General features: G+C 64.4%; 8 protein-coding genes. 6 read left to right on the top strand and 2 right to left on the bottom strand.

The window, feature by feature from the left end; translation table 11 throughout:
• From LDH66_RS18460 to LDH66_RS18450, 3 genes are all read left to right on the top strand, one after another.
• Entirely contained in the window at positions 1–2,202 is a 2,202-nt protein-coding gene (locus LDH66_RS18460) for a TRAP transporter permease (protein WP_226482549.1), read from the top strand.
• A 117-nt stretch (positions 2,203–2,319) separates the two neighbouring features.
• Positions 2,320–3,882: a long-chain-fatty-acid--CoA ligase gene (locus tag LDH66_RS18455; protein WP_226482548.1), complete on the top strand. Its 1,563-nt coding sequence runs from the start codon at positions 2,320–2,322 to the stop codon at positions 3,880–3,882.
• 163 nt (positions 3,883–4,045) lie between these two features.
• Complete coding sequence (locus LDH66_RS18450; RefSeq protein WP_226482547.1) at positions 4,046–5,185, top strand: acyl-CoA dehydrogenase family protein; 1,140 nt, start codon at positions 4,046–4,048, stop codon at positions 5,183–5,185.
• A gap of 229 nt (positions 5,186–5,414) precedes the next feature.
• Here the strand turns inward: LDH66_RS18450 and LDH66_RS18445 are convergent, their stop codons facing one another.
• Positions 5,415–6,557, bottom strand: coding sequence for a thiolase family protein (locus tag LDH66_RS18445; RefSeq protein ID WP_226482546.1), 1,143 nt, complete (start codon positions 6,555–6,557; stop codon positions 5,415–5,417).
• A 460-nt stretch (positions 6,558–7,017) separates the two neighbouring features.
• Here LDH66_RS18445 and LDH66_RS18440 point away from each other — a divergent pair, with 460 nt between their 5' ends.
• The 3 genes from LDH66_RS18440 to LDH66_RS18430 all read left to right on the top strand — a co-directional run bounded on the left by LDH66_RS18440 (position 7,018) and on the right by LDH66_RS18430 (position 13,225).
• Positions 7,018–7,905, top strand: a complete 888-nt coding sequence (locus tag LDH66_RS18440) for a 3-hydroxyacyl-CoA dehydrogenase family protein (protein ID WP_226482545.1) — start codon at positions 7,018–7,020, stop codon at positions 7,903–7,905.
• A 397-nt stretch (positions 7,906–8,302) separates the two neighbouring features.
• Positions 8,303–11,377 (top strand): FAD-binding and (Fe-S)-binding domain-containing protein, encoded by a 3,075-nt coding sequence (locus LDH66_RS18435; RefSeq protein WP_226482544.1) that lies wholly within the window; start codon positions 8,303–8,305, stop codon positions 11,375–11,377.
• A gap of 594 nt (positions 11,378–11,971) precedes the next feature.
• A complete protein-coding gene (locus LDH66_RS18430; RefSeq protein WP_226482543.1) occupies positions 11,972–13,225 on the top strand; it encodes a Cdc6/Cdc18 family protein in 1,254 nt (417 codons plus the stop codon).
• A 653-nt stretch (positions 13,226–13,878) separates the two neighbouring features.
• Here the strand turns inward: LDH66_RS18430 and ahbB are convergent.
• Entirely contained in the window at positions 13,879–14,919 is a 1,041-nt protein-coding gene (gene ahbB, locus LDH66_RS18425) for a siroheme decarboxylase subunit beta (RefSeq protein WP_226482542.1), read from the bottom strand.
• Positions 14,920–15,245: the final 326 nt, after the last annotated feature.

Raw genomic sequence — 15,245 nt, 5'->3', positions numbered from 1 at the left:
ATGTCTGCACTCAATCGACGTTCCGAACGGGGCCTCCCGCTACGGGCCCTCGACGCCGTTGTCTACGCGGTCGGCCTCGGGCTGACCCTCTTTACCGTCGTGTACGCCGCGACGCTCGTGTTCGGCTGGCCGTCGGTCCTCGAGGGACTCGTCGGGCAACCCGGCTGGGTGACTCGAGTCGAACAGTACATGATCGTCTTCTTCGGGACCGGCGTGGCGCTGTACTATCTCGATTACGTCACGAACCGGTTCGACGGCACGACCGGGTACGCCGGAGCCGTCGACGATGCAGGAGCCGAGCCTTCGTCGCCGTCGCCGGACGTGGAGTCGGCTAGCGGACTCGAACGGCTCCGCCGTGCGTACGCGAGGATCGACCCGTTCATCGCCGTCGCGTTAGCCGTGACGGCGATCGCGGCGTCGGTCTACGTCTACCTCAATTTCACCCGACTACAGGGAGACGCGTTCGTCCTCGGCTACAACACCACTGACCACGTCGTCGGCGGGATCCTGATCGCGCTCGCGATCGACGTGACCCGCAGGGCGTTCGGCACGGTCATCGCGGTCGTCGCCGTGCTCTCGGTCCTGTATGCTCACTCGATGGTCGGCAGCCAGCTGTTCGGCGTGTTCCGTCACTCGGGAATGAGTTGGGCGCAGATCGCCGAGAACGGTGCGATCGGTATCAGCGGCGTTTACGACGATACTCTCATGCGGATCGGTTCGACGTGGGTCGCGATCTTCATCATGTTCGCGGGGATCGCCAAGGCCTACGGCCTGATGGATTTCGTCCGCGAGATTGGCCAGGAACTCGGAACGAGTCTCCGGACCGGTGTCGTCCAGATCGCCGTCATCTCGAGCATGATCATGGGATCGATCACTGGCAGTGCGGCGGCCAACACCGCGACGACCGGGAGCTTCACGATCCCGATGATCAAAGACCAGGGCGTCAGCGACGAAATCGCCGCATCGATCGAGGCGGTCGCCTCCGCTGGCGGCCAGATGCTGCCGCCCGTCATGGGCGTCGCGGCGTTCCTGATGGCGGACATCATCGGCGTTCCGTATCTGGACATCGTCAAGGCCGGGATGATTCCGGCGGCGCTGTTCTACTTCAGCGTCTGTCTCGCGGTCCACTTCACGATCCTCAAGTTCGGCTGGATCTCGAGCGATCTGTCGTCGTTCGACTGGCGACTGCTCCTGGGCGGCGTCCACTTCGCGGTCCCGATGGCCGTGCTCCTGACGACGCTCGTCTATCTGCAGTTCTCGCCCTTCGCGGCGGGGATGTACACGATCTTCTCGATCGTCCTCGTGATGTACGTCCGTAATTTCCTCGTCGACGTGGTGCACGTGGGCACCGACGCGCCAGCGGCTGCCGACGACGGGGGGGTCTCGGCCGACGACATCGTCCGGAACCTGCTCGGAACGACCAAGCAAACGCTGGACGGCTTCAAGCAGGGCGGCGTCGAGATGGCTCCGCTCGTCGGCGTACTCGCGGCGATGGGCGTGATCGTCAAACTGCTCGAGGGATCCGGGCTGACCGCGCGAGTCGCGACGAGTATCATCGGGATGAGCGATGTGAGCCTCCTCGGCTTCGGCGGGGGACTCTTCGTCGTGTTGTTCCTCGCGATGATCGCCAGTATCCTGTTCGGGCTGGGAATGCCGACGCCCGCAGCGTACATTCTGGTGGCCATCCTGGTCGCCAGACCGGTGACCGAACTCGGGACGCCCGTCATCACGACGCACATGTTCGTGTTCTACTTCGCGATGCTGTCGGCGATCACGCCGCCGGTCGCGATCTCGGTCGCGATCGGGTCGCGAATCGCGAACGCGAGCTTCATGCGATCGTGCGTGCAGTCGCTCCGGCTCGGTGCGCCCGGGTTCGTCATCCCGTACGCCTTCGTCGCGAACGACAGCCTCATCGAGTGGTCGCGGGAGACGCTCATCGCGTTCCCCGTCGTCCTGGCGGGGACCGTCGGGCTGATCGTCGCGACGGTCGGCTTCGACGGCGCTCGAGACCTCTCGTCACCGGCCCGAGGGCTCTACGTCGCCGCCGCGCTCTGTGCCATGTTCGGGTCGCTCGTCCACGTCGCCGTGCAACTCGTCGCCGCGGCCGCTATCGTCGGCGCGCTACTCCACGCCCGGTTCGTCGTGGGCTACGAGATGTCGGCCGAGACCGACGCCGGCGTCGAGGCGTCGACCCTCGACTGACCGCGGACCCGGTCGCGGCCACGCGGCCGTTCGGTCCCCGTTTTCGGAAACAACCGAAGTAAATTGGATTACCGAGTAACAACCCTTTTGTGGCCCTCAGACGACCCTACACAAGGTATGACAAATCTCGTGACGGACGTCGGCGAGACCGTGGAAGCGAACCCGGATTCGGCCGCGATCGCGTATCGTGGAACCGAACTGACCTACGAGGAGTTCTGGGAGCGAGCCGGACGATTCGCGCAGGCGCTCGAGGATCGCGGCATCGGCGAGGGCGACCGCGTCGGCATCTACCTCCCGAACCTGCCGCAGTTCGTCACGGCCTTCTACGGCACGTTGCGCGCCGGCGGGATCATCGTCCCGATGAACCCGCAGTACAAGGCCCGCGAGATCAGCCACATGCTCGGCGACAGCGGGGCGAAGGCGGTCGTCTCGCTGGCCGACCTCGTCCCCACGGTCCTCGAGGTCCAGGACGATACGGACGTCGAACAGGTGATCAGCGTCGGCGGAGCGGCCGACGGTGCCACCGCGTTCGACGACTTTCTCGCAGACGACACTAAAGGGATCGTCGACCGCGCCGACGACGATGTCGCGGTCCAGCCCTACACGTCGGGGACGACCGGCACGCCGAAGGGCGTCCTGTTGACCCACCACAATCTGGCCTTTACGACGCGAGCCAACGCGAGCGTCCCGCCAGGGGGCTTCCAGGCCTCCGATCGACTCATCGGCACGCTCCCGCTGTTCCACATCTACGGCATGTCCGTCGTCATGAACGGCGCGATGTACAGCGGCGGCACCTACTACCCCGTCCCCGAGTGGGACGCGCCGACGGTCATGGACCAGCTCGAGGACGACGAGATCACGATCATGTTCGCCGTCCCCGCGATGTTCAACGACATGATCAACCAGCCCGACGCCGACGAGTACGAGTTCGAGGCGCTGCGCTTCGCTAACTCCGGGGGCTCGAGCCTGCCGCTCGAGGTCCTGGACCGATTCGAGGAGCTGTGGGGCGTCCAGCTCAACGAGGGCTACGGGCTGACGGAGACGAGTCCGGTCACCCACGCTAACACGAACGAGAACCGCCGGAAGGGGAGCATCGGGCAACCACTCGAGGGCGTCGAGGCCAAGATCGTCGATGATGAGTTCGACGAAGTTCCACGCGTGGAAGAAGGTCCGATCGACGAAGAGGAGGCCGACCTTCACGATATCACGGGCGAACTCGTCATCCACGGCCCGAACGTGATGACGGAGTACTACGGGCTGCCGGAGGCCAACGAGGAGGCGTTTACGTATGAGGACGGCAAGCGCTGGTTCCACACCGGCGACATCGGCTACTGGGACGAAGATAACTTCTTCTACGTCGTGGACCGGGAGAAACACATGATCGTCACCGGCGGCTACAACGTCTACCCGCGCGAAGTCGAGGAGCTCCTCTTCGAGCACCCCGACGTCGCCGACGCCGCCGTCGTCGGAGTTCCGGACGAGCGTCGGGGCGAGACGGTCAAGGCCTTCGTCGTGACGACGCCCGACGCCGAGGCGACGCCCGAAGACATCAAACAGTACTGTCTGACGAACCTCGCGGAGTACAAACACCCACGAGAGGTCGAGTTCGTGCAAGAACTCCCCCGGACGACGACCGGCAAGGTCCAGAAGTTCGAACTCCGCGACGAGAGCGACGACTGATCGCCGCTTGGTCGCGGTCTTCCACTGACCGAGGCATTCCCACCTGTCAGAACCGACCCGCCCCGCCCGTTTCCACTCTCGCGGTTCGTCCGCCGATGTATTAACAAAAACAAATTTCGAGCATATCCGAAGCTACTTTGTAAGACGACACCAAGCAAACCATATGGCATTCCAGCTGTCAGCCGAGCACGAAGCGATCCGCGATGCCGTCCGCGAATTCGGTGAAAACGAGATGGTGCCGGTCGCCGAGGAGCACGACCGAGAACACAAGTATCCGGAAGATCTCCGCGAGAAGGCCGCCGAATACGACTTCGTCGCGCCGAACATCCCGCTCGAGTACGACGGTGCCGGGATGGACAAGATCTCCTCGACGATCGTCACCGAGGAGCTCTGGCGCGCCGACCCCGGTATCGGGAGCGCCGTCGGCTCCGCCGGCTTCGGGACGGACATGATCATCGAGTTCGGCGACGAGTGGATGAAAGAGGAGTGGCTGCCCAAGATCGCCAACGGGGAGACCGCCTCCTGTTCGATGATCTCCGAGCCGGCACACGGCTCGAACGTCGCCGGCATCGAGACGGTCGCCGAGAAGGACGGCGACGAGTACGTCCTCAACGGGAACAAGATGTGGATCACCAACGGGACCGTCGCCGACGTCGGCGTCCTGATGGCCAAGACCAGCCCCGACGAGGGTCACCGCGGCATCACCGCGTTCCTCGTCGAGATGGACCGCGACGGCATCAAGACCGAGAAGATCACCAACAAGCTGGGCATTCGCGCGTCGGACCTCGCAGAGGTCGTCATCGACGACGTCCGCATCCCCGAGGAGAACGTCATCGGCGAGATCGACAAGGGCTTCTACCAGCTGATGGAGTTCTTCGCCTCCGGCCGTACCAGCGTCGCCGCACAGGCCGTCGGTGCCGCCCAGGGCGCACTCGACGCCGCCATCGAGTACGCCAACCAGCGCGAGCAGTTCGACCAGAAGATCTCGGAGTTCCAGGCCATCCAGCACAAGATCGCTGAGATGGCCACCAAGGTCGAGGCCGCCCGCTCGCTGACCTACCGCGCCGCGACCCAGGTCGAGCAGAACAACCAGGACGTCGCCGCGCAGTACTCGAGCATGGCGAAGCTGTTCGCCTCCGAGATCTCGGTCGAAGTCGCCGACGAGGGCATCCAGGTCCACGGCGGCTCGGGCTACGTCACGGACTACCCCGCCGAGCGCTACTACCGCGACGCCCGCATCACGAAGATCTACGAGGGCACCAGCGAGATCCAGAAGAACATCATCGCCGACCAGATCCTGTAACCGAGGCGCTGCGATCGCGGCGTCGGCCGCGAACCGGCTCGGAATTTTTGCGGTCGTTTTCGACCGGCGAGACGACGGGCCTCGAGGACGAGACTGACAGTTGGAAACGAACTCGAATCCCGGTTTTATCGCTCGCAGCCGGTCGAACGGCTCCGGTACCGGCTCGAGACGGCCGCGACGAACGCGGCTCGACGGCAGTCACAATCCGGGACGAACGCGGTCGGAGTCGTTACTGCTCGGGCACGCGGAACTCGACGGCCGCGCCCTGGCCGTAGCCGACGCACATCGTCGAGAGCCCCAGCCCGCCGCCCCGGCGCTGCAGTTCGTGGATCAGCGTGACGGGAAGTCGTGCGCCCGAGGCACCCAACGGATGACCGATGGCGATCGCGCCGCCGTTGACGTTGAAGCGCTCGTCGTCGAAGCCGAGTTCGTCCCGGCAGTAGATCGTCTGGCTGGCGAAGGCCTCGTTGAGTTCCACGAGATCGTAGTCGTCGGCGTCGCGACCGTTTCGCTCCCAGATTCCGCGGACCGCCGGAACGGGGCCGATCCCCATCACCGTCGGATCGACGCCGGCGACGTTGTGATCCTCGATTTCGGCCATGATCTCGAGGCCCCGTTCCTCAGCGAACTCGCGGCTCGTGATGAGGACCCCGGCGGCGCCGTCGGAGACCTGCGAGGCATTGGCGGCGGTGACGGTGCCGTCCTCACGGAACGCGGGCGGCAGGCCGGCGATCTTTTCTTTGGTCGTGCCGGGACGGAGTCCTTCGTCCTCGGTGACGGTCCCGTCGGCCGTCTCGATGGGGACGATTTCCTCGTCGAATGTTCCCGCCTCGGTCGCTTCCACCGCGCGCTGCTGGCTGCGAGCGCCGTACTCGTCCTGCTCGTCGCGGCCGATATCGAACTCCTCGGCGACCGTCTCGGCGGTCTGGCCCATCGCGAGCCCGGCCGCGTCGTACTGCTCGGCGATCCCGGCGTAGGAGTCGATCCCCTTCCGGCGCTCGTTGCGGGACATGTTCTCGACGCCGCCGGCGACGATGACGTCGCGCTGGCCCGCCCGAATCGCGTCGCTGGCGCTCATGATCGCCTCCGCCGAGGAGGCACAGAGTCGGTCGATGGTCGTGCCGGGAACCTCCTCGCCGAGGTCCGAGAGGAGCGCGATCACGCGGGCGATATTGTTGCTCTGCTCGTTGACCTGCTTGGCACAGCCCCACCTGATGTCGTCGACGGCCGCGCCCGAGAGCCCCGTCCGCTCGAGCATCTCGTTTACGAGCGGCACCGAGAGTTCCTCGCTCCCCGTGTCGGCGTAGACGCCACCGTGTTTCCCCTGCGGAGTCCTGACTGCCTGTACGATAACCGGCTGGCGGTCGCTCATTGGTAGTGAGTGGCTCGCGCTCCGGAACTAAAGTAGCTCCGTTCTCCGGTATCCGGTCGGGGATTTTCGGCTTCGGTTCGGTGCGAAGGACGTCCCACGTGCGGTGGCGCGCGCTGGGCCGCAGCGAAATCGTGTGAGCCGCGGTCCGAAGCCGTGCGAGGGATGAGGACCGGAGCGACCAGCGGGAGCGAGGACCGCAGTCGGTTGGGGAGGAAGAGGCGCTGTGTGGGATGGGACTGAAAGGGGCGAGGGGCCCGGAGTCCCCAGCCGTTACGTCGATCGACCTTCGCTGTCGATCGTCCCGAGCGACAGCGCGCGCCACTGGACTGGAGCGGCTGATGCGCAGTGGATTCTGGAGCGGTTGATGCGCAGTGGATTTCGGACTGGTACCGCGTTCGTACGGTTCGAGCGGTTCGTTCGAAAGGGAACGCTTTTGATCGTTTCCGCTGTGGCCTCGCACATGCAAGTCACCGTACTGGGAGCCGGCAGTATGGGCCACGGAATCGCACAGGTCTCCGCCATGGCGGGCCACGACGTGATCCTCCGGGACATTGAGGAGGAGTTCGTTGATAACGGCCTCGAGGGGATCCGCGAGAACCTGCAGGGCGGCGTCGATCGGGACAAACTCAGCGAGGAAGAGATGGAGGAAACCCTCGAGCGAATCGAGGGGACGACCGACCTCGCGGACGCGGTCGCGGACGCCGACCTGGTCGTCGAAGCGGTACCGGAGGACATGGACCTCAAACAGGAGGTCTTCGCGGACGTCGAGGACGCCGCAGACGAGGAGACGGTGATCGCCTCGAACACCTCCTCGCTGTCGGTGACCGAGATGGCCAGCGCGCTCGAGCACCCCGAGCGCGCCGTCGGCCTCCACTTCTTCAACCCGCCCCACATCATGGACCTCGTCGAGATCGTCATCGCCGAGCAGACCGACGACCGCACCGAGGCGTTCGCCGTCGATTACGTGCAGGGCCTCGAGAAGGAGGACGTCGTCGTCCGGGACACGGCCGGCTTCGCCACGTCGCGACTCGGGCTGGCGCTGGGCCTCGAGGCGATCCGGATGGTCGAGCAGGGCGTCGCCAGCCCGGCCGACATCGACGAAGGGATGGAGATTGGCTACGGGCATCCGATGGGGCCGCTCGAGCTGACCGACCACGTCGGGCTGGACGTGCGCCTGCACATCGCGGAATACCTCCGCGAAGAACTCGGCGAGCGGTTCAAACCGCCGCAGTCCCTGCGCCGGAAGGTCCGCGCGGGCAACCTCGGCAAGAAGACCGGCGAGGGCTACTACGTCTGGGAAGACGGCGAGCGCGTCGGCATGAGCGGCGAGTGGGGCGACGACGCGTAACGCGACCGTCGCGATGGTCCCGCCGCGCGTCGAACCGGACTCGAGCCGAACACCCCATATCCGATCAGCCCCTGCTCTGCCCCAACTAGTTAGGCAGAGCGTTTGTTTCGCCGCCGCTGGTAGAGAGAGTACCGCCCGGCGACTCGGGCGGCGGCCCCGGGGGCGCACGTGGAAAAACGACGGGGCCACTTTCGGATTCGGTCACCACTCCCAGTATCGGAACGTCCGCGTGCCGGCCGGGCGGCGGCTCTCGAACCGCCTGGCCGGCCTCGTCCCATCCCCCCTCGATAGATGCTCGGATCCGGCCACCGAATGGGACGGAATCGGCAGCAGGGCCGGGTGTCGACTGATTGTCGGAATGCGGGTATTTTTAGCCGCCCCTGAGCAAGGGTGACGTATGTCCCTGGAGCCGAGCGCTGACCCGGCCGCCGACCGGCGAGCGAACTACGACTATCGGAGCGACGACGTCGATCGCCCGGCCCTGGTCGCGGACCTCGAGGGGATCGTCGACTGCGAGGTCCGCGCCGACTCCTACTCCCGCGAACTGTACGCGACCGACGCGAGCGCCTACGAGATGACGCCGATCGCCGTCGCCTTCCCGACGTCGACGGCCGACGTGGCGGGGATCCTCGAGTACTGTGCGGAGCGGGAGATCCCGGTCCTCCCGCGGGGCGGCGGGACGAGCCTCGCCGGCCAGACGGTCAATCGGGCCGTCGTGCTCGACTTCACGCGGTACATGAACGAGATCCTCGAGATCGATCCGGACGGCCACACGGCGACGGTCCAGCCCGGGACGATCCTCGGGACGCTGGACGAGGCTCTCGACCCGTACGACCTCAAGTTCGCCCCCGACCCAGCCTGGGGCGACAAGAGCGCCATCGGTGGCGCGATCGGGAACAACTCGACCGGCGCACACTCCCTGAAGTACGGCAAGACCGACGCCTATCTCGAGGAGTGCGAGGCCGTCCTCGCCGACGGCACCGTCACTCGCTTCGGCGAGGTCAGCCTCGAGGAGATTTCTGAGCGGGCTGAGCCCGATGGCGACCTCGAGGGACGGATCTACGCCGAAGTCGAGCGCGTCATCGCGGAGGACGCGGACCGCATCGAGGAAACGTATCCCGATCTCAAACGGAACGTCTCCGGATACAACCTCGACCGGCTCGTCGCCGAGGCCCGCGGCGAGGACTTGCCAGGTGGTGAAGAGACCGGTGAGCCCGGAACGGTCAATCTCGCGCGGCTGCTGGCCGGCAGCGAGGGCACCCTCGCGATCGTCACCGAGGCCACCGTCTCGCTCGAGCCGGTGCCCGAGACGAAGGCCGTCTCCCTGCTCTGCTATCCCGATCTCCACGAGGCGATGCGGGACGTCGAGCCGATCCTCGCACACGACCCCGCCGCCGTCGAGGTGTTAGACGACGTACTGATCGATCTGGCCCGCGACACCGCGGAGTTCGGCCCGGTCACCGAGCTGCTCCCCGACGGGACGAACGCCGTCCTGCTCGTCGAGTTCTACGCCGAGGACGACGACCACGGCAGGGAGCAGGTCGCCGGCCTGCTCGCCGACCGCGTGCCGTCGGCGACGCCCGCAGGGGAGCCGGCCGAAGACGCCCCGAACAGTGACGCCGAGACCCTCGCGCTCGAGGCCCTGGAGGCCTACGACGACGCCGAGCGTGCGAAGCTCTGGAAGCTCCGCAAGTCCGGCCTGCCGATCTTGCTCTCGCGGACGACCGACGAGAAGCATATCTCCTTCATCGAGGACACCGCGATCCCGCCCGCGAAGCTCCCCGAGTTCGTCGAGGCGTTCGAAGAGATCCTCGAGAAACACGACACTTACGCCAGTTTCTACGCGCACGCCGGGCCCGGGGTCCTCCACGTCCGGCCGCTCGTGAACACGAAGACCGAAGTGGGCCTCGAGCAACTCCACGGGATCGCGGACGACGTGACGGACCTCGTGGTCGAATTAGGGGGCTCCGTCTCGGGCGAGCACGGCGACGGCCGCGCCCGCACCCAGTGGAATCACAAACGCTACGGCGACGAACTCTGGGAGACGTTTCAGGACCTCAAAACGGCGTTCGATCCCGACTGGCTCCTGAACCCGGGACAGGTCGTCTTCCGCGAGGATGATCCCACTGATCTGCGGGAGCACCTGCGGTTCGATCCCGACTACGAGTTCGACGCGGGCTTCGAGCCCGCGCTCGAGTGGGAGAACGACAACGGCATGCAGGGCATGGTCGAGCTCTGTCACGGCTGTGGGGGCTGTCGCGGCGAACAGGAGACCACGGGCGGCGTGATGTGTCCGACCTACCGCGCGAGTCGGGAGGAGATCACGGCGACTCGAGGTCGGGCGAACGCGCTCCGACAGGCCATGAGCGGCGACTTGGATCCCGACGAGGCCGTCTCCGACGAGTTCGTCGAGGAGGTGATGGGGCTGTGTATCGGCTGTAAGGGCTGTGCCATCGACTGTCCGAGCGAGGTCGACATGGCGAAGCTCAAGGCCGAGGTCACCCACGAGTACCACCAGCGCAACGGCGCGACGCTCCGGGATCGGCTCTTCGCCAACGTCGCGACTCTCTCGAAGTGGGGGAGCCAGCTCGCCCCGCTGTCGAACGCCCTGCCGAAGCTGCCGGGCGCGCGCAAGGCGCTCGAAGTGACCCTCGGGATCGATTCCGATCGACCGCTGCCGACGTTCCATGCGAAGACCTTCCGTGATTGGTTCCACGAGCGCGGCGGCGCGCGCGTCAGAGAGGCCGACGCCATCCGAAAGGTCGTCCTCTACCCCGACACCTACACCAACTACAGCCACCCCGACGCCGGGAAGGCGGCCGTCCGCGTGCTCGAGGCCGCCGGCGTCCACGTCGCCGTCCCCGACGATCTCGGCGATACGGGTCGACCGGCGTTCTCGAAGGGCTTTCTGGAGAAGGCGGGAGACGCGGCCCGCGAAAACGTCAACGCGCTCGCGCCGCGGGTCGCCGACGGTTGGGACGTGGTCGTCATCGAGCCCTCCGACGCGGTCATGTTCCAGGGCGATTACCTCGATCTGCTCTCGACCGAGGCCGCCGAGACGCTCGCCGATGCCACCTACGGCGTCTGCGAGTACGTCGACACCTTCCGACTGGACGAGGAGATCGCGTTCGACGAGCGCGCGGCGACCGACGACCTGGTCTATCACGGCCACTGCCACCAGAAGTCGGTCGCGAAGGACCACCACGCCGTCGGCGTGCTCCGACGGGCCGGCTACGCCGTCGATCCGCTCGATTCAGGCTGCTGTGGGATGGCCGGCAGTTTCGGCTACGAGTCCGAACACGCCTCGATGAGCGACGCCATCGCCTCGATCCTCTACGAGCAGGTCGACGACAGCGAGGGCGACCGCGTCGTCGCCCCCGGCGCCTCCTGTCGCACCCAACTCGAGAACAGACCCGACGCCCCAGCGGAGCCGCCGACGCCGATCGAAGTCGTGGCCGAGGCGCTCGAGTAATCGGGACTCGCAGGAGTTACAGTGGTCTCGTGGGAGTTACAGTGGTAGAGAAGATCGTTTATGACGCCGGTTGACTATCTGTCTAAAAGAATATGTTACACCCACACCCCAGGTGTCGAGTGTAGATGGTCGAAAGGCTATGAGAGAGCGTCTATCTGGACTGTTCAGGAAATAATCGGATATCGACTGCCAAATTGTAGTCAAGTAACTATAACTATAGTGGGAAAGATTTATATCCGATAGCTAGAAACGACACCCGTACTCCACTGAAACGGAATCGAGGGAGACGGATCGCGAATTGCTGGACGCTCGTTTTAGCGTTTTTACGACGCCTTTTCGGCACTCTACACTCGACACCTGGGGTGTGGGAGTTTGTTTCACCGCCCTTCCACGAAACCATCTCGTTTGACGACTGGATTTCCACAGAACTCCTCGGCCACGTCATCCTCCGATTTCACTCGACATGAGGGGCCACGTCTGTAGACCAGATTGGGAACACAAGCCATAGTTACGCTGATTTGTGCACTCTACACCCGACGACTGGTCGCTCCCAATCACTAGCCTATATATGATCCCCATCGGTACGGGACGGGTATGGAAAACGGCACCGGGACCGAAGACGGGTCCCTCGAGGACTTCTGGGCGACGGAGGACCCGATATTCAGCCGCAAGGAGCTCCTCGACATCGACCTCGTTCCGAACGAGGATCGAATTATCGGCAGAGACAGCGAGATCAAGAACGTCGCCTCGAGCATTCATCCCGCGGTGAAAGGCCAGTCGCCTCGAAACACGCTCATTTACGGGAAAACGGGGACCGGTAAATCGCTCGTCGCGAAACACGTCACCAGAAGCGCCCAACAGTATTCGGTCGAGAACGGGACGGAGCTGGGGAGAGCGTACGTCGACTGTACGCAGACGAAGACCGAAACGCGCGTCGTGATCAATCTGGCTCAAACGCTGAACGATCCGGAAGAGACGGGCATCAGTATCCCCGTCACCGGATTATCGACCGACGTCTACTACGAACGCTTTTGGTCGATTCTCGATCAGCGCTACGACGTCGCGATCATCATTTTGGACGAGATCGACAAACTCCAGGACAGCGAGATCCTCATGCAACTGTCTCGGGCGGGAGAAGCCGGGAAACTGGACTCCTGTAACGTGGGGATCATCGCGATCAGCAACAAAATCTCGTTCAAGGAATCGCTCGACGAGCGGATTCTCAGTAGTCTGCAGGACCGCGAGTTCGTGTTCCCACCGTACGACGCGAACCAACTCCGCGAGATCATGTCGAATCGAGAGGATGCGTTCAGAGACGGCGTCCTTTTGGACGACGTCATCCCACTGAGCGCCGCGTTCGCTGCCCAAGAACACGGCGATGCGAGGAAAGCGTTAGATATCCTCCGGAACGCCGGCGAACTGGCGAAGGACGGAGACGCCGAGGAAGTGACCGAGGAGCACGTACGGAACGCTCGAGAGAGAGCCGATATCGACCGATTTTCCCAGCTTCTCGAGGGGCAACCGACGCAGATCAAGGCGTCCGTCTACGCGCTGTCGATACTCGCGGAGCAACACAGCGACCGAGAAGAGTTCGCCACCCGCGAGATCTACGAGATGTACCAAACGATCACGTCGGATAGCGCTCTCGGGATCGAAACGCTCTCTCAGCGCCGAATGAGCGACAAACTCGACGAACAGGTGTTTCTCGATATTCTCGGGCGGACCGAACGAGTCGGACGCGGGTACAGTAGCGGCGTCACGAATTACTACTACCTATTGGAGGATCCATCCGTCGTACAGGCCGTTATTCGCAACGATACTCGTTTCTCGGAACTCAACCGAACGTAACTCGGCGGATTTCATTCGACAGCCGGGGTAGCTGCGTAGAGCGTAGCCATTTTCGACAGGAGATCATTTTCAGTAGGTGATTTCACTCGACACCTGGGGTGGAAGACGATTCTGACGTCATCCGCCAAGACGATTCAGCCATCACTCGCCAAAACGGTTCAGACTTCATCCGATGTGCGTCTCGAGGGTCGTGTCTCGCTATCACATTTCACTCGACAGTCGGGGTGTTTCTATTCGGAACGGTACTTCTCGGGCGTCTATTACCTAATTTACCACACTTACATTCGACACCTGGGGTGGTAGTCCGCTGACGAGTTCACTCGACACGTGGGGTCTCGAGGCCGTCCCCGCTCGAGACGCCGCTCCGAGACGATCCATTCGACGGCCGGTCCGGCTCCACGGGTTCGTCTGCTATCGCATTTCATTCGACAGCCGGGGTGACACGGTCCGGAGCGGAAGCGAGAAACGCGTTCCTCCGCGAAATTTCCCGATCTCACTCGACGCGTGGACGAGAAATCGCATAGTGGCCGGAATTCCCAGCCGATCCCTCGGTACTCGGCAGGAAGTCCCCGATGAGACGAACCCGGTCGGGCACGACGGCGTCACGAACCGAAACCGACCGCACAACGGACTCGTGGCGGCGAGGCGGCGACTCAGCGGCCGACCAGATCGTCGTAGCGCGCACCCGTCTGTTTCAGCGTCTCCGTCGAGTAGAGCCGCTCGTGGTCGACGGGGAGGTAGTCGGCGGCGAGTTCGTCGATCTTCGCGTCGACGGCCTCCGGATCGCGGCCGTGGATCATCGTAAACAGGTTATACGGCCACTCCTGTTCGGGTCGGCGGGGCCGATTGTAACAGAGCGTAACGTAGGGCAGCCCGCCCGCCCGCTCGCCCCACTCGTCGAGGGACTCGTCGGGCACGTCCCAGACGACCATGCAGTTGGCGTCAAAGCCAGTCACGACGTGGTTGATCACGCAGCCGATGCGCTTGAGACAGCCACTCTCGAGCAATCGCTCGACGGCCGCGAGCACGTCTTCGACGGCGTAGCCGACTGACTCCGCGATATCGCGGTACGGCGTCGCCGATAGCGGGAACCCGTCCTGAATCTCGAGCAAGAGTTCGGCCTCGAGCGCGGAGAGATCGCCCGCCGCTTCCTCGCTGATCCGGGTCGCGGAGGAGTCCAGTCGCTCCTCGAGGGACTCGCGCGCGAAGCGATCGCCGTTGACGACGGGAAACTCGAGATCGATGTAGTAGTCGGTCAGCATCGGCAAGTTCAGGACGTCACAGCCGGTGCGGCGCTCGATGTCGGCCAGAATGTCGTCGCGAGCGGCCCGGGAGCCGGCGGTGACAACGAACCACATGTTCCACTCGTGGTCGCGGGCGTAGTTGTGGTTGACCTGCCGGTAGTCGTTGACGATCGCGGCGACCTCCTCGAAGCGGTCCGCGGGCGCTTGCACCGCGGCGAGCGTCGACGAGCCGATCACGGGCGGGTTGAGGACGGCACCGAACCGGCGGACGATACCGGCCTCCCGCAGGGCGCGGACGCGCTCGATCGCCGCCGACTCGTTGATTCCGAGATCGGCACCGACGCGGCGGAACGGACGCTCTTCGACCGGGAACCCGCTCTGATAGCCGTCGATCAGCGCCGCGTCCACGTCGTCGATGGCCTCGCGCCAGTTCCCCGACAGGGTACTCATTAGTTGTCCTAGGGAGAAGGGGGCCGTATCGTTTTCGGGTCTGCTCGAGTTGACTCGGATCCCACGCTGAGCGTGCTCGGACTCCACGGCGAGACTGAGCGGTCGCACAGCGAAGTGCGGCGCTCGCCTCGCGCTCGGCAGTCCGTCGGTCGCGCCGACGAGCGATGACGCCGCACTGGCAAACTCGAGCGGCCGACCGAGATATGCTAAATACCAGATTAGTATAGTAATACACTTTCGTATGTGTATCAAAAGATAGATCACATATCGACACAGAACGAGCGAGAGCACTGCCTGCTATTGGGAGAGAACGGAGTCCACCCCCG

The organism is Natrinema amylolyticum (genome assembly GCF_020515625.1).
Lineage (GTDB): Archaea > Halobacteriota > Halobacteria > Halobacteriales > Natrialbaceae > Natrinema > Natrinema amylolyticum.
Note: the sequence above shows the minus strand (reverse complement) of the source record. Positions and strands in the feature narration are given on the sequence as shown.

Excerpts from the sequence above, each read along its gene's own strand:
- LDH66_RS18460 (WP_226482549.1), top strand. The coding sequence starts at position 1 with ATGTCTGCACTCAATCGACGTTCCGAACGGGGCCTCCCGCTACGGGCC.
- LDH66_RS18455 (WP_226482548.1), top strand. The coding sequence starts at position 2,320 with ATGACAAATCTCGTGACGGACGTCGGCGAGACCGTGGAAGCGAACCCG.
- LDH66_RS18450 (WP_226482547.1), top strand. The coding sequence starts at position 4,046 with ATGGCATTCCAGCTGTCAGCCGAGCACGAAGCGATCCGCGATGCCGTC.
- LDH66_RS18445 (WP_226482546.1), bottom strand. The coding sequence starts at position 6,557 with ATGAGCGACCGCCAGCCGGTTATCGTACAGGCAGTCAGGACTCCGCAG.
- LDH66_RS18440 (WP_226482545.1), top strand. The coding sequence starts at position 7,018 with ATGCAAGTCACCGTACTGGGAGCCGGCAGTATGGGCCACGGAATCGCA.
- LDH66_RS18435 (WP_226482544.1), top strand. The coding sequence starts at position 8,303 with ATGTCCCTGGAGCCGAGCGCTGACCCGGCCGCCGACCGGCGAGCGAAC.
- LDH66_RS18430 (WP_226482543.1), top strand. The coding sequence starts at position 11,972 with ATGGAAAACGGCACCGGGACCGAAGACGGGTCCCTCGAGGACTTCTGG.
- ahbB (WP_226482542.1), bottom strand. The coding sequence starts at position 14,919 with ATGAGTACCCTGTCGGGGAACTGGCGCGAGGCCATCGACGACGTGGAC.